The organism is Gracilimonas sediminicola, assembly GCF_024320785.1.
Classification (GTDB): domain Bacteria; phylum Bacteroidota; class Rhodothermia; order Balneolales; family Balneolaceae; genus Gracilimonas; species Gracilimonas sediminicola.
The window spans coordinates 697807-712370 of record NZ_JANDBC010000002.1 but is presented as its reverse complement, the minus strand read 5'-3'; the positions used below and the strand labels follow the sequence as shown (position 1 = coordinate 712370).

At 43.2% G+C, this 14564-nt stretch carries 16 protein-coding genes; 2 read left to right on the top strand and 14 right to left on the bottom strand.

Annotation, left to right across the window (positions count from 1 at the left end):
* Positions 1-84: 84 nt before the first annotated feature.
* Positions 85-465 (bottom strand): ArsR/SmtB family transcription factor, encoded by a 381-nt coding sequence (locus NM125_RS12965; RefSeq protein ID WP_255135374.1) that lies wholly within the window; start codon positions 463-465, stop codon positions 85-87.
* Positions 466-736: 271 nt separating this feature from the next.
* On the opposite strand from NM125_RS12965, the gene NM125_RS12960 reads away from it, so the two are divergent.
* Positions 737-4033 carry a type ISP restriction/modification enzyme gene (locus tag NM125_RS12960; protein ID WP_255135373.1) on the top strand — a complete coding sequence of 1099 codons (3297 nt, stop codon included), beginning with the start codon at positions 737-739 and terminating at the stop codon, positions 4031-4033.
* Between the two features lie 16 nt (positions 4034-4049).
* Positions 4050-5654 (top strand): hypothetical protein, encoded by a 1605-nt coding sequence (locus NM125_RS12955; protein ID WP_255135372.1) that lies wholly within the window; start codon positions 4050-4052, stop codon positions 5652-5654.
* A gap of 282 nt (positions 5655-5936) precedes the next feature.
* Here the strand turns inward: NM125_RS12955 and NM125_RS12950 are convergent, their stop codons facing one another.
* From NM125_RS12950 to NM125_RS12890, 13 genes are all read right to left on the bottom strand, one after another.
* Positions 5937-7394: an ATP-binding protein gene (locus tag NM125_RS12950; RefSeq protein ID WP_255135371.1), complete on the bottom strand. Its 1458-nt coding sequence runs from the start codon at positions 7392-7394 to the stop codon at positions 5937-5939.
* A 335-nt stretch (positions 7395-7729) separates the two neighbouring features.
* Positions 7730-8008 (bottom strand): hypothetical protein, encoded by a 279-nt coding sequence (locus NM125_RS12945; RefSeq protein WP_255135370.1) that lies wholly within the window; start codon positions 8006-8008, stop codon positions 7730-7732.
* A 31-nt stretch (positions 8009-8039) separates the two neighbouring features.
* Entirely contained in the window at positions 8040-8327 is a 288-nt protein-coding gene (locus NM125_RS12940; protein WP_255135369.1) for a hypothetical protein, read from the bottom strand.
* Positions 8284-8859: a hypothetical protein gene (locus NM125_RS12935; RefSeq protein WP_255135368.1), complete on the bottom strand. Its 576-nt coding sequence runs from the start codon at positions 8857-8859 to the stop codon at positions 8284-8286. Before NM125_RS12935 ends, NM125_RS12940 begins: the two co-directional genes overlap by 44 nt.
* A gap of 4 nt (positions 8860-8863) precedes the next feature.
* Positions 8864-9097: a hypothetical protein gene (locus NM125_RS12930; protein ID WP_255135367.1), complete on the bottom strand. Its 234-nt coding sequence runs from the start codon at positions 9095-9097 to the stop codon at positions 8864-8866.
* A gap of 16 nt (positions 9098-9113) precedes the next feature.
* Entirely contained in the window at positions 9114-9500 is a 387-nt protein-coding gene (locus NM125_RS12925) for a hypothetical protein (RefSeq protein WP_255135366.1), read from the bottom strand.
* Between the two features lie 6 nt (positions 9501-9506).
* Positions 9507-10061 (bottom strand): transglycosylase SLT domain-containing protein, encoded by a 555-nt coding sequence (locus tag NM125_RS12920; RefSeq protein ID WP_255135365.1) that lies wholly within the window; start codon positions 10059-10061, stop codon positions 9507-9509.
* Positions 10062-11465, bottom strand: a complete 1404-nt coding sequence (locus NM125_RS12915) for a hypothetical protein (protein WP_255135364.1) — start codon at positions 11463-11465, stop codon at positions 10062-10064.
* A 26-nt stretch (positions 11466-11491) separates the two neighbouring features.
* Positions 11492-12013 (bottom strand): hypothetical protein, encoded by a 522-nt coding sequence (locus NM125_RS12910; RefSeq protein ID WP_255135363.1) that lies wholly within the window; start codon positions 12011-12013, stop codon positions 11492-11494.
* A 58-nt stretch (positions 12014-12071) separates the two neighbouring features.
* On the bottom strand, positions 12072-12485 hold the full coding sequence (locus NM125_RS12905; RefSeq protein WP_255135362.1) for a hypothetical protein: 414 nt from the start codon (positions 12483-12485) through the stop codon (positions 12072-12074).
* 2 nt (positions 12486-12487) lie between these two features.
* A complete protein-coding gene (locus tag NM125_RS12900) occupies positions 12488-13264 on the bottom strand; it encodes an alpha-1,2-fucosyltransferase (protein ID WP_255135361.1) in 777 nt (258 codons plus the stop codon).
* An 84-nt stretch (positions 13265-13348) separates the two neighbouring features.
* Entirely contained in the window at positions 13349-13960 is a 612-nt protein-coding gene (locus tag NM125_RS12895; protein WP_255135360.1) for a hypothetical protein, read from the bottom strand.
* Positions 13961-14051: 91 nt separating this feature from the next.
* The gene (locus NM125_RS12890) at positions 14052-14555 is read right to left on the bottom strand and encodes a hypothetical protein (RefSeq protein WP_255135359.1); all 504 of its coding nucleotides are present in this window, start codon (positions 14553-14555) and stop codon (positions 14052-14054) included.
* Between the last annotated feature and the right edge of the window lie 9 nt (positions 14556-14564).

Genomic DNA, 14564 nt, shown 5'->3' with positions numbered 1-14564 from the left:
TGATACAGCAAAGGGAAGCTATAAATGCTACTCCCAGTCCCGCGCCCAGCCAGTTTGTGTCAGAGTTATTGTTTTGTTGCTTGTTCATGCTGCTAATACCTCCATAATGGCATTGTTTTCAATTTGGTTGAAAAGTGGTTTCAGAAGATCGTCGTAAGGTTTTTGAAGAGAATAGAAGATGAGCTTTCCCTCTCGTCTTGAATCTAAAAGCCCTGCGTCTTTCAATTTTCGCAGGTGTTGTGATACCGCCGGTACTGTCATATCTAAAATATCGCTCAAATCGCACGGACATAAATCTTCCTCCGTGCTCAACAAGAACAGAATCTTCAGGCGCACATCATTGCCGGCCAGCTTTAGTATGTCCGAGAGTTTTAAGATGGATGATTCTACCGCATGGATAGAATCAATGCAGCGGTTGATCTGGTTCAGATCGGCTACATCACGAATACAGGATTGTTTGCTCATAGGAATTATTATTTAAGTGATTGCTTAAATATATAGTCAATGAAACGTTTAAGCAAATGATTAAATGAAGGGGTAAGTTAGGTACATACCCGTGTCTAAGGGCGCTCACTTATAAAAAATTCGGAATCATTGAGTAAAATTATAGTATCCAAAGGCGTGATCATATATTGAATAAAGGAAAAGTTGCTTATAGACTTCTTTAACAGGAAGAAATCACATTGTCTTTAAGCCCTGATTTTGTTAGCCTAAGCGCCAACCAAATTGTTTATCTATGACCATTCAGGAATACGTTGATCAGTTAAATCTGAGATATAAATCAGGCATTTCGAGGGAACACAGTTATCGGGGCGATTTACAAACATTGCTTGGTGATCTATTACCCGATCTACTTGTAACAAATGAGCCCTCACGAACAGATGTTGGAGCCCCCGACTATATCCTCACTAAAGGCAAAATTCCAGTTGGATATATTGAAGCCAAAGACATTGGCGATCTGGATCTTGAGGGTAAGAAGAAGAATAAAGAACAGTTTGAACGCTACAAGACCGGACTTCCCAATCTGATTTTTACAGATTATCTCGACTTCCATGTGTATCGGGAAGGGGAATTCTTGACTTCTGTTTCTATTGCTGAAATTCAGGATGAAATAATCGTTGGCAAGTCTGAAAACTATGATGAGTTCAAGAACATCATTAAAGATTTTGGGACGCATGTGGGGCAAACCATCCGCAGTGCCAATAAGCTGTCGAAGATGATGGCCGGTAAAGCCCGAATCCTCGCTGATGTAATTGAAAAAGCCCTGAATGCCGATGAAGAAAAGCAGAAAAACAAAGTAAACGAGACGGCTAACAATACCCTGCGGGAACAATTGACCGCATTTCAGAACGTCTTGATTCACGATATCAGCGCTAAGGAATTTGCAGATATCTATGCACAGACGATTGCTTATGGTATGTTTGCAGCTCGATTACACGATTCGACTTTGGATACCTTTGATCGGCATGAAGCAGCTGCGCTTATTCCGAAAACCAATCCCTTTCTTCGTAAGCTATTCCAATACATAGCCGGTTATGATCTGGATGATCGTATCGTTTGGGTGGTAGATGGCCTCGCTGATATTTTCAGAGCGACCGATGTGGATGGACTTCTCAAGAACTTTGGGAAAGCTACTCAGCAACAAGATCCCATCATTCATTTTTATGAAACCTTTCTGGCGGAATATGATCCCAAGCTGCGCAAAAGTCGCGGAGTCTGGTACACGCCGGAGCCGGTGGTGAATTTCATTGTTCGGGCGGTGGATGATATTCTGAAAGACGAATTTGACCTCAAAGACGGGCTGGCCGACACCTCCAAAACCAAAGTAAAGGTAAAAGTGCCCACCCACGACAAACGTCACAAAGGCGGAATGGTGGAAGAGGAACGAGAAGTCCATAAAGTACAGATTCTGGACCCGGCAGCTGGAACTGGAACATTCCTCGCCGAAGTAATCAAACAAATTCATTCCAAGTTTGAAGGACAGCAAGGCATTTGGGCTACCTATGTGGAAGAACACCTGATTCCCCGTCTGAACGGATTTGAGATATTAATGGCCAGTTACGCGATGGCCCACCTGAAACTGGATTTATTGTTGCGGGAAACCGGCGTGGAACCAAGTGGCAGTGAACGCTTTCGGGTATATCTCACCAACTCCCTGGAAGAACACCACCCAGACACAGGAACCCTCTTTGCCGGTTGGCTAAGTGAAGAGGCTAATGAAGCCAACCATATTAAGCGTGATACACCTGTGATGGTTGTATTGGGTAATCCACCTTACTCAGTCAGTAGTAGAAATAATGGAGAATGGATTGAAGAAAGAATCAAAACTTATAAGGAAGGTGTACAAGGTTATAATAAAAATGCCTTGTCAGATGACTATGTTAAATTTATTCGATATGGGCAGTATTTGATTGAAAAGAATAGTGAAGGCATACTTGCTTACATATCAAATAATAGTTTTATAGATGGTATTACCCATCACAAAATGAGAGAGGATTTACTTAATGCATTTGATAAAATATATGTTTTAGACTTACACGGTAGCTATAAAAAACAAGAAGTAACAGATGATGGAGAGAAAGATGAAAATGTATTTGATATCCAACAGGGTGTTTCAATAAATATTTTTATAAAGAAAAAAGAGAATCACAATATGGCATCACTATTAAAAAATGATGCCTTAGGTAAGAGGAAAGAAAAATACAATTACTTAACTGACAATAGTTTATCAACAATTAATTGGAAAGCGATAGAGCCCCAATCACCAGATTACTTTTTTAAAGAATTCAAGTATAAACTGAGAGATCAATTTGAAGAATGGATTTCCTTGGACAAATTATTCATTGAATCTGGTACTGGTATAAAATTCAGAAAAGACAATCTTTTGATTAAGACTCACTTCGATAGGGATTCAGTAATTGAGTTGTTTAAAGACATGAAAAATCTTGATTCTCAGCAAATACTTGAGAAGTATAATATTTCTGATACGAAAGACTGGAAAATTAGTGAGAAAAGGGACCTTTTTGAGGATGAAGCAGATGATATCATGGAAGTGCAATACCGACTATTTGATAGTAGGTTCACCTACTACCCTTATGAAAAAATCCATGAAATTATAGTTCGAGGAGATTCTCGAAGAGAACTAATGAGGAATTTATTTTTTGAAGATAATTTAGCTTTATTGTCTGCCCGTCAACAAAGTGCATATGATTTTCAACATGTGTTTATTTCAGATAGATTGGTTGATATGTGCACATTATCCGCTAAGTCAAAAGAAAGCACATACACATTCCCTTTATATGTCTATCCAGAAAATAGCACCCAACAAACTTTGGATGGAAGTATAGAACGAAGGCCTAATTTAGAAAAGAAAATCGTAGATAAAATTGCCAAAAATCTGGATCTGAAGTTCTCTCCGGAAAAGAAAGAAACCGAAGGCTATTTTGCGCCTATTGATCTACTTGATTACATCTATGCCGTTTTACATTCTCCAAGCTACCGGGAGAGATACAAAGAGTTTCTCAAGATCGACTTTCCAAGAGTGCCTTACCCCGAAGATCCCGAGCTTTTCTGGCAACTAGTAGAACTTGGTGGAGAGTTGCGTCAAATTCACCTGCTGGAGCATCCAGTGGTAGAAGAATTTATAACCACCTATCCCATTGCAGGAAGCAATGTAATTTCCAACAGGCTGACGAAGAATGATCCGGGATTTGTGGTTGATGGAGATGACGAAAGTGGTGAAGAAAACGAAGCCCTGAAAGGCAAGATCCTTCGGAGGTATCCTCAGGATGACTCGGATGATGACCTGGAATTAGGCAAAGTGTGGATTAACGAAGAGCAGTATTTCGGCAATGTGCCGAAAAAAGCCTGGGAATTCTACATCGGAGGCTATCAACCTGCCGAAAAATGGCTCAAAGACCGCCGAGACCGTGAACTATCTATAGATGAAATTCGACATTACCAAAAAATCATCGTTGCTCTCATGGAGACAGATAGGTTGATGCAGGAGATTGATGGGGTCTTAAAAGCTTAGAGAAGAATACAAAATTATGGATACAGGGAATTTAGGGGAGTCAATTTTTGCTAAATGGTGCCATCAGGTTGATTTAGTTCCTAATCGTGTGGAAGTGGATAAAGATGGGTGGGATTTTTTAGTAGCACTTCCTCCTTCATATAATAGTGATCTCAAATCCCTTGATAAAGATGACAGTCACGATCGGGTTTTAATTCAAGTGAAAACAACCCAAAAAGAGAAAGGGAATCGTAGTATTAAGCTGTCAAATTTGAAGAAGATGGTAGATGCTCCAATCCCAGCTTTTTATTTATTGATTCAAGTAGGTAATAACGGTGAACCAATCGTAGCCCATTTATTTCATGTTTGGGAAACAATAATTGCAAAAGTTCAAAAGAGGATTAGAATCATTCCAAAAGAAAAATGGAATCAACTTCATAAATACCGAATAACTCTTCCCTGGAAAATTGCACAGGAGATTTCATCACCCTATGGTTTAGAACTCAGCACGATTATTCGTCAAAATCTAACTGAAACCAAAAAGAACTATTCAGAAAAAAAATATTTATTAAGAGAGAAAGTTGGGTACGAAGTAGAAACTGGTCAAATTCATTTTCAAAGTAAGTTACCTGATAAATATAAAGATGATATTGAAGCCTTTATGGTTGATCTATATTTAGGTGAGGTAGATAAAGTTGAAGTATATGACTGGGAGGTAACAGATAAAAGATTTGGGGATGAAATTGTAATTGATAAGCAAGAGGGAGGTCATTTTAGCCTTACAAATATTGAACCAGAGGGTCCCGCTACCATCAAGTATATAACAGAAGATCATAGATCATCAGTTGAATTTAGTACTGAATACTATATTCCCCGAGGTATAGGTCAGCTAGTCAAAGATGAAAGCAAATGGAAGATTCTCTATAAGGCTCAATTCATTAAATTCTCTATTTATCCAGAAGGAAAGAAAATTGAGTTCTTATTTGAGACTCCTGATTTCAGTAAGGAAGTAAAACTTTCCGAAGTAATTGATATCACAAATCTAATGCTTTTTCTGAGTGGATTGGAAAGTAATGAAAAGGTCAACTTTGAGGTAAAACATGACGGCAAGCTTTTTTGGGGTGGTAACCTGAATTTTGATCAGTACAAAGAAGAATTATCAATTGAATATTTTCAATCAATAAAATCGGCTACAAAACTTCTGAACCATTTTAATCTAAAGTCTGATGTTATTGTAAAACCTGTAGAACTTAAGAACCAAGTTGGGTTGCTCAATTTCTTATATGAGTTGTTAGCTCCCAAACCCACATTTATACGACTTGAGTTCTCAGCAGAGAGTGATTTGTTAGATTACTCCAGTACAATTGGCTTATTACCATATACTGTTGTCATTGATGATTATTTACTCCCATTTCAACTCAAAGCTCAAGGGAAACCAACGAAAAGTGATCGTGTTGAGGATGATCAAGTTTTCTACATATTAAAAACCAGTGATGTAAGAATTGAGCAATATAGAATTTTGTCGAGAGAAAGGGATGATGCAAGAAGTGCACATGAAGAAATGAAAAAACAATCTATAGAAAAATACGATACTGAAGATCAAATGGTAATGTATTTTCATGAAGATGATAAAAAGGATTAGCGTTCATCCTCGTCAGAAATATCATACACAAATTTATAGCAAACTTTCGCCCACCATTCAAAATGTTCTTTTTTTCCAGTATCGTGATAATAGGGAACGGCTCTTACTGTAAAACAATCACCAAAACGCATTATATGTGTTATCTATATAATTTATGTGGATAAGTCCTCCAAAATGTGGGCAAGTGTTACATAACCGTTACATAAAAAAAGGTATTCTAACAGCTTTAAAACAGTGTTTGTGGGTGAATACCCTAAAATTGTTACATAAAGGTGACATAGATCAAGCCCAAAAAGGAATATAACTGGCATCCCTTTTAGAGTTACTGGATGGATCAAAATCCTTAATAAGACCAGCTTCTATAGTATCAGAAATAATTCTGGAAGCCATAGGGTAATTCTTGTCCGAAATTTCAAATCTTTTTCTGAGGGACTTATTGCTCATCCTTTCACCGGAGAAGTGTTTGAGACAGGTATGTTGGTAACATGCTCTAATTTTATCTTTTTTATCCATTTCACTCAAAGGCCGGTAAGCATAGAGTTTTGCAATGGTATGAAAGTCATCTACCAAGAAATCAGGTGGGGGTAGCTGAAAGATCTCCACAGCATTTACGACCTTGATAATGCCACTTCCGCGTTCTTCACAAATATTAAGCCTTCTCATAAATGAGGCCAGTTCTTCATTACGTGAGCGAGGTGTTGCACCAATAAATCTCAATGGGTCAACAAGAGGCTTTCCATTGTTTGTGATCTCAATTCTATCATCAAAAATTTCGATCATCGGATTAGTTCCTTTCATTTCGAAATCCTGATGAATTATAGCGTTGGCCACAAGCTCACGAATAGCGATTTCGGGGTACATTTTAACCTTACTTCTTAAGGCTTGCCCAATCACTTCATTCTCTGGGAGTTGATCGTTTATCCATGATATGAGTCCTTCAAAACCATTGGCATACCCTTTTATGCCATTCTGCTCTTTTATTGTATTCACTTTGTTTTTTCCATCATAGATAATCACCCGGATGGATTTTCTTTTTAGAGAAGGGAAATTATTTAATTGCTTTGCAAATAGAACCGCACCAAGGTTTGTTACAGAGTATCTACCGCTATCAAAGGCCACCAGGTTTTCCTCTATAAGCTTATCAAGTATTCCACTCATATCAGCAGGAAGAGGAATGCTCATCATTTCAAAGAAAGCTGGATAATCAATAAGTTGAAGGACTTCATTTCCCTGAAGATTGTCAGCAGCAATTTTACTCTCAAATGAAGCCTCGGGATGTCTTTTCCAAATTTTCCGTTCCTTTTCAGGATGATCTTCAAGTTTCTTTTTATATGATCCTACACGGATAAATTTATCGTGGCGAAATCGAACAGGCTGATTTCTCGTTGCATCAATTTGAAATATGGAGATACTCTTTCCTTCATAATCTAATTCATAAATTTTAAAATCTATTTTGGGATACAGTTGGGTAGCCAACCAGTTTTCAAGCTCCTGGTTTCCTATTTTGGTGTTTTTAGGATGAAAATCTGTTCCAACAATATCATGTGTTCCGTCTTCTATTCCATAAACCAAATAGCCGTATTTTTGGTTATGAAGGCAGGCTGAATTCGAGAGGGCTGAAATGTATTCCCCTATTTGAGTTTCCTCAACATATCTTTTTTTAAACTCCACCCATTCACACTCTTTGGGTAAAGCAATAAGCCTTTCTAATAATTGTTTTTGTTCTGTACGTGATAACATGGCCTTGCAAATATGTATCCAATGATGGACAGAAGTTACATTAAGTAAGAAAAAGAAACTGAATACTTTAACCTTTAGTAGGTTTGAAATTTCTTTTTGGTAAATTCTTCTCCAAAATATCATCCAGAAATAGTTGGGATTTCATAGGTGAGCAACTAAATGCGTGATGATAAAACTAAAAGAAATGCCCCGTAGCTGCTATGAAATTAAATTCGTTTCCCAAGTGAAACTTAGGACTTCGCAACGTACAGGGCACTATTAAAATCTACTGCTAAACTTAGATTATGACAAGTAGGAATATTTTATTTAATCTGCGTAAAATAAAAATACGTTGTTTATAGCTGATTCTCTTCAATATCTGTGTTTTGGGAAGAACCTGCAATTAAAGCGATAATCCCATACACATACCCAATAGCTTCAGCGATTGCCAAAATAATGAGCACGGTATCATCCAGTTCACCGGCATTAATTCGCCCGGTGGTAATCATACCGGAAATCCCTAAACTGGTTAGTCCACTTTTGGCAATGTCTTTGCCTTCCTGGGGCGTTTCTTTTCTGAAAAGTGTAATTAGTGTTGGTACGGATTTGATGACGTTTTTAAGTAGTTTTTTCATGAGTAATTAGGCTAAATTAGGTTAATAAGGCTTATTGACCCCCTCGTTCAAGGGACTGAATGCGTTGTTCGTGATTGATTAGTTCCTGGTCGGTTTTAGTTTGAAAGACCTGAATGGACTGCTTCAATGATTCCAGGTCAACCCCCTGAATCTTCTGCTCGGCCCGAATATTGATCATCAGCTCGTACCAGCGCTTTATTTCAGCGGTCTGATTGTTGATCGAGTCGTAAATGCCGGTCAAAAACAGGCAAATGATGGTCGTAATGATCAGCTCTTTATACTTGCTGAGGTAATGCTCGGGCTTTGGTGGCTTGCTCATAGCGTTGCTCGTAGTTCTGAATAGCTTCAGTTAGTGATATAGTTAGTTTGTTCTCCCGGCAGTAAAACCGTCCGGTTTTTGTCGATTGGTAGTAGTAATGGCCATCAATCCGGAGCCACCGCAGAGGCCGCTCATTGATTTGTTTGCCACTCCACCCGTCCACATGAAGGCCGATAGCCGGAATCTTCTTTCCACTTATCTTGTGAGTGAAATTCCAGTCGAAATACAACCCCACTCCCTGAAAAGGCCAGGTAGTTGCAAGCAGCCAGTGTTGGAAAGGATTTGCCTGTTTGGTAAGCCACTCGGTAAAAAGCAGGCAGTCAATGGCCAAACCTTTACCGTGAGATTTCAGGTCGTTATCTCGCCAGGCAGACGTGATTAGAGTTTTTGTGCTCGTCCAATCTCTCCAGGCAAGAAATGAGCGCAAGAAATCCACATCCATTTGGGAGATATCTCCCTGGATTTCAAAGTCGGACAGGCAAAAATTGCCCCCATAGCTTTCTATAAGGGCAAGGTAGTCGGCTCGTTTCATGGGGCTATTTCTTGAACTTTAGCCACAGAAAGCCTGCCGCAAGGGCAATGGCAGCCGCTTTGTACTTCATAGGCACATCGCCGTTGACGTATTTCTTGGCGGTATCCACCAAATCCGTATTGGTGTTTTCGGCTTCAGCATTTTTAACGTCCACTACGGGGGAAGAACCGATTCCGGCTCCGTTGCATCCGCAGCCGCATCCAAGGCCGTTATCAGAGGTATAGCTTGATTTACTCATGGGTTTTCAGGTTAGGTTAGCGTAAGATTTTGAAAAGGATTCCGGCTCCAACGATTCCTGCCCCGGCCAGCGCGATCATCTTCATGCTCGTCGGTTTTTTCTGCGTGGCCACCGGCTCACTTTTGGTTATAGGTGGCTGGGCAGTTGCCACAGGCTTTTTGGTCAAATCACGGACCACCGGAGTTACTTTGGGTGGCGTAATTTTGGGCAATTTTGGCAGAACCGGTTTTCTCATCCTGGGAGAAAGCCCCCGAGGAATGGATATGGTTGGTCGCCGAGTAACACCAGTAGATACCGGTCGGATAGCGGTGTTCAACTCAGTGGGTAGTGTCGGGCCGAGTACCATTCGCCCCAAACCGGGGGAGCTTTCCTCGCTGTAGATGTATCCGGAAGATGATTTCATAGTGTTTTATTGAGTGTTAAAGATTTGGTAGGAAATAAATCCTGTGATGATTAGTGGCACCAGTACCATGCTGGCCGTGGACGCTTTGGAAATGCCCATTACCGACTCCACGATTTCCTTTCTTTGGAGCACATCGGAGGCGTAATTTTGCCCGGTGGTAATCAGGTTCGGATCAATGCCAGCATTTATGGTATTTCTTACTTTTGAGTAGCCTGCGTTGTATGCCGCTACAGCTGGAGTGAGCTTGCCGCCAAATTTGCCGATCAGATCCGCCAGGAACTTGCTGCCATAGTGGATGTTAGCGCGGTGGTCGTTATTGGCATGGGAGCTCGTAAAGTCCGAGTGATACCTGCGGTCAATTTGCATGATGCCGATGCCGTTGCCGTTGTCGCCCGTCCAGTTATTGTCCAACGCCAATCCCATATGGCTTTCCCTGGAGGCGATGGCCAAAAGCAGGGAAACCGGCACATTATTAGCCCGAGAAGCCTCATAGAAGTGCCCCATAATGCCTTTCACCCGAAGGTAGCTGAGCTGGGAAGATATGGACAGCGCGCTGCTCACTTATACAATGGCCTTACAGTTGAAGGTGACTTTTGCGGTTTCACCCGCTCCGATGGTAAACTGATCGACTGGAGCCAATGCCTTTCGGGCCAAAAGATGCGGGTGGATATTTAATGAGTTATTCTTGTTTCCGAATAGACCGATTTCCCGGACGGTAATGGGTGTTGCTCCCCGGTTCTCAAAAATACGCTCTATCGGGAAGTACACCTCGTTAGCCACATCATCGACTACCAATTGTCCGATATGCGTGCCATGGTGTACCAGTTCTCCGTCTCCATATCCGTGTGGAACGCCATTAACTTCCGCATTTTCTGGGGTAAGGGAAGTATCGGTCATGGATACAAACTTGTTCGACTCGCCCACGCGAACGCCAAATTGCCAGCCTTCCAGATTCCGATCGACATTGAAGTTTACCCCTGTTCCACCTCCACCTAAACCGGCAGTAAAATGAAACTCATTCTCCCAGTTGTGAGCAGCTCCTGGATTGGCAATTCGGTGCAAGATATACATGAAGCTTTCTGTCCATCCGCCATTCGTGCCGTTGGCGTCCGTATTCTGATTGAAGTTTTCAATCATGGAAATGATCTCGTAATCCAGCGACAAAGTGGAGGTGTCTCCAAGGCTAATCGGTGCACCTAGCACGTCACGAGCCATAAGCATATAAGCGCTTCGGTAATCCCCAGACATAATTCCAATTTCCTTGATTTGCCGAATACCACCCGTCATGTTGGTGAACGGTCGGGATAGGGTAAATTTGGAACTCTCCTGGTCGGTAATAAGCGAAGTAATGGACACAGCCCCTTGAGTGCACCCCCGCTTGAAATACCCCGGAAGGCACAAATCAGAGGCTTTTACTGGTTGGTCACTCATGCCGATGATTGGCTCCCAATTTATCGGAAGGTGATAATCTCTGTCTGTCCATGTATTTCTGTATTTGGCTGCCATAGAAACACCGGAAGTTCCATCCCATACGCCCGTCAGGTGAGGCACAAGCCCCCGAATGTAATATTTATAGGTGCTATGCCGGTCAAGGGGAAATTGTCCGATGGTATTATCATGAAAGTACACGCCGTTCAATCCTTCTAACCCGAGTACTCCTTGTATGGTAATCAAGTCATGTTCCACACCACTGTATTCATGATATTTGTCAAGCTGAATGATGAGATCCTGTCCGGATTCAGTAATACTGGTGATGTTGCTGATTTCTTTACGGGTACTGTTTCCATCCCAGTAATCATCTTGATTCGTCTTGCCCATTTGAATCCGCATCCATTTAAGCAAATTGGCAACAAAGCTTTCACATTTCATGCGGTAAAGGTGCCGTTGTTCCAGGGACAGGTCGCAGTACATGTCGAGGCCGCTTGCTGTTTTTCCTACGTTTAAATCCGTTGTAATGGTTTTCATGGATGATGTGTTATGCAAATATGGGTTTATGTAATGGTGTAGCTGATGTTGGTAGTCAGGGAACTGCTGTTGTTGGTATTGACCTCCTTCACCTGGTCCAGTGGTGCCGGTTGGGAGTGCTCGTGGTCAAAAGCCGCTGGCTGATCCGAAGCAATGGGTTCGGTGCGGTAGCCCGAAATGGAAGTATCTGGAAAGCTCGTGCAGTCGATGCTGGTGGTTTTTACCAGTACCAATTCCAGCTGGGCTTCGGTAGCGAGTCGACCCCGGTTTTTAATGGCCAGATCCGGAGGAACCACGACCATGTAGATGTCCGAGATCCCGGTTTTGCCGTGCTCGGTTCGCGAGCGCACGCGGAAATAATGCCGCTGATCGACCAGCGTTTGTGGAAGGTATAGCTGGTGATAACGCACCATTTCTTCCGGTTCGGCGTGAACTTCAGCCGTCTGAAATGGCACCGAGTCGTCCCATCCCCAGTCAATTTGGCTCGATGCCGGTTCTCCGGTAGCCCACGAAATGAGGATAGAACCGTCCACGAGCATACCGCTCACCACCCGCATTTTGAAGGCCTCGTTCAGACCAAATTCTTGCCCGCTAATCTTGCTCATCTCAGCTTATCCAAAAGATTTCGGTTACCAGGGCTTTGGACTCCGCTCCAGGATTGGTCGCCTCATCCCACAGGCCCATAAAGCCCCCTTTGTAGAGCTCGCCGAACCGTCGAAGGTCAAAGTGAAGGGTTTCACCCGCCCGCAGTTTGAAGGTGTAGAACTTGTCAGATATGCGCTGGCTATCCAGGGCAATCATTAGCTCACCTTCGCTGTTGTTATGGATAATCACCCCAAGCCGGTGTGGGTTTTCGTTGACCAGGCGAACAGGCTGCTCGCCCTGCTTCATGACCGGGGATATGGAGGACGCAATTCGAGCTTGACTGGGCTGGCTGCCTTGCGGTTTTTGCAGGTTTGTAACCAGCGCTTCCACGTTGGCGGCCAGCTCGCAAAGCACTTTAATCAGTTCGTTGAGCATAGCTACTCCGCTGGGATGAATCCGGTTCTTATCTGCACGTAGCTCTCACAAAGGAAACTTACCTCGGCAGGCTGGGCACCATAGTTGGAAGCGTACACGTCAAACGGCACGTTCGAGCCCACCACAAAGGGTACGTTGATGTACTTGTCGTTGAACTCGTCGTTCACCTGCTCCAGGAATACTTCATCGCGAACCGTGGTGTTGTACACTTTCATCGAAGCGGTAATAGCTCCTGGCTGGTTACTGCTCATGGCCATGCGCCGAACCTGAACGTCCACGCTTTTGCTTTTCACGCCCAGATCAATGTTGAGCCCGCCAGCTGGAACCGTGCTATGGCCATACAGGAACCGGGGCACGGGAACCGAAGCTCCAATCTGCTGGTAGGCCGCGCTTAGTTTGGACAGGGCAAACTGGTCATAACCGACAAGCTGAATGTTTACCGTTTGCTTAGCAGCACCGGTATTGGTGAGTTCAAAAACGATATGGTTGTTCTTTTGAATGATAAAAGGAGCAAATAGTCCGTCAATAGATTTGAACAGATTGTGCACTACCGAGAGCTGGACGCCCCGAAACAGATAAAGGTCTTCGTTGAGACGAGCGGAAATCAAAATGGCATTCATGTTGGCGCTGAACGGGAGAATCTTTCGGATGCCGTAGCGCTCTCCACCCATGCCGTTCATGGTAAGGTGAGCCGTTGCTCCCGGTTGCACCTCAACCGATTTGGCCGGATTGTAAGCCGAACTTTCTTTAGGAGGTAAAAAATTGGAGAGTATCTTCATGGTGTTGCTTTGAGGTAGTCAGGATTACTTGGAAAAAAGAATCCCGCCGGAATCAGCGAACTGAAACCGGCGGGTAGGGATGGATTACTCAACTTCAGCGACTACCATGGAAGCCCTGAGCCACAACTCTCCCTGACCGGATTGGTTCCAGTTCTCTGTGGTTGGGAACACTGAGGCGTCATCAAAATGGACGGCAAGGGAAACCGTCTGGTTGATGGCCAGATCAAACGGATCGGCCAGACGGTACTCACTGGCAGATTTCATGGTAACAAGCCGGCGATACTCAGCTACGGCGTCAACGGTATTATTGGTGGCCGAGGTAAACTGAATACCGGTTCCAGCAAAGTTGGAGAACTCACTCATGGGAGCGCGGAGGAATTCCTTGTTGTCGTTATCGGCCTGAAGCAAAATGGCCGCGTCTTTGAGCCCGTTTACAATGGCGCGCGCATCGATGCCATTGGCTGGATCGTCTTCAATAAATTGTTTGGTGAGTTCAAAGGATAGGCCCAGAATCCGGCGTTTCATAGCTCCGGGAAACGGGTTACTTACATAGTTGTCCCGCGTTAGTTTTCGATCTGCATTAGCAGGAAAGAAATTAAGGACTGATTGATTTTGCTGTACTTTGCGGGTGTCAAAATAGGTCTTGATGCGCGCAGTAGCTGGAACAAGTGCTTTTTTGGAGATTTTATCGCTCATAACTGTGATTTAAAAGGTTTAGAAAATGGCGGTTTGCCGGTTTGGTATTACCAGTACCCCTTTTGCAATGCAGAGCTATGAGGCGTTATTTCTAGACTTCGATGGTATTATCAACCTCTAAAGAATGTTCTACCTCATCCACATGGTGTGTTTTTTCCTGGATTTCAGGCAGGTTGTCATACACGTACCCGGAGCCATCCATAAGACCTTGCTGGGGTGTCCAGTCAGGGGTAATAAATTTGATGACTTCCATTACGCCTTGTACGCCCATACCCATGGCCAAACCGCGAACGTGTTTGTTTTTGGAAAGGAGCGTTAGAAGTACTCCGGCGGTGAGAGGGATACCTGCTCGGGTGGCTTGTTGAATAGTTGCTGAGGCGTTGCCTGTCAGCAAGGGGACGGCCAGGACATTCATCTGGGCTGCCACCGCTTGTCCACCAAGAATATATCCGGCGGTGATAGCCTGCTGCTTGAACTCAGAGACCGCCTTCTCGGTAGTGATTTTGCTTTCTGTTATCATATTACTGCGTCGTTTGTTTGGGTTTTCGATGATTTGTAGCTCGGAAGGGTTCTTGGCGAACACGCGCTCTTTCATAGGTGCCTT

Bases quoted from the DNA above. Each gene is read 5' to 3' on its own strand.
- NM125_RS12915 (WP_255135364.1), bottom strand. From the start codon at position 11,465: ATGAAAACCATTACAACGGATTTAAACGTAGGAAAAACAGCAAGCGGC.
- NM125_RS12935 (WP_255135368.1), bottom strand. From the start codon at position 8,859: ATGAAACGAGCCGACTACCTTGCCCTTATAGAAAGCTATGGGGGCAAT.
- NM125_RS12925 (WP_255135366.1), bottom strand. From the start codon at position 9,500: ATGAAATCATCTTCCGGATACATCTACAGCGAGGAAAGCTCCCCCGGT.
- NM125_RS12965 (WP_255135374.1), bottom strand. From the start codon at position 465: ATGAGCAAACAATCCTGTATTCGTGATGTAGCCGATCTGAACCAGATC.
- NM125_RS12940 (WP_255135369.1), bottom strand. From the start codon at position 8,327: ATGAGCAAGCCACCAAAGCCCGAGCATTACCTCAGCAAGTATAAAGAG.
- NM125_RS12930 (WP_255135367.1), bottom strand. From the start codon at position 9,097: ATGAGTAAATCAAGCTATACCTCTGATAACGGCCTTGGATGCGGCTGC.
- NM125_RS12955 (WP_255135372.1), top strand. From the start codon at position 4,050: ATGGATACAGGGAATTTAGGGGAGTCAATTTTTGCTAAATGGTGCCAT.
- NM125_RS12895 (WP_255135360.1), bottom strand. From the start codon at position 13,960: ATGAGCGATAAAATCTCCAAAAAAGCACTTGTTCCAGCTACTGCGCGC.
- NM125_RS12945 (WP_255135370.1), bottom strand. From the start codon at position 8,008: ATGAAAAAACTACTTAAAAACGTCATCAAATCCGTACCAACACTAATT.
- NM125_RS12890 (WP_255135359.1), bottom strand. From the start codon at position 14,555: ATGAAAGAGCGCGTGTTCGCCAAGAACCCTTCCGAGCTACAAATCATC.
- NM125_RS12960 (WP_255135373.1), top strand. From the start codon at position 737: ATGACCATTCAGGAATACGTTGATCAGTTAAATCTGAGATATAAATCA.
- NM125_RS12950 (WP_255135371.1), bottom strand. From the start codon at position 7,394: ATGTTATCACGTACAGAACAAAAACAATTATTAGAAAGGCTTATTGCT.
- NM125_RS12900 (WP_255135361.1), bottom strand. From the start codon at position 13,264: ATGAAGATACTCTCCAATTTTTTACCTCCTAAAGAAAGTTCGGCTTAC.
- NM125_RS12905 (WP_255135362.1), bottom strand. From the start codon at position 12,485: ATGCTCAACGAACTGATTAAAGTGCTTTGCGAGCTGGCCGCCAACGTG.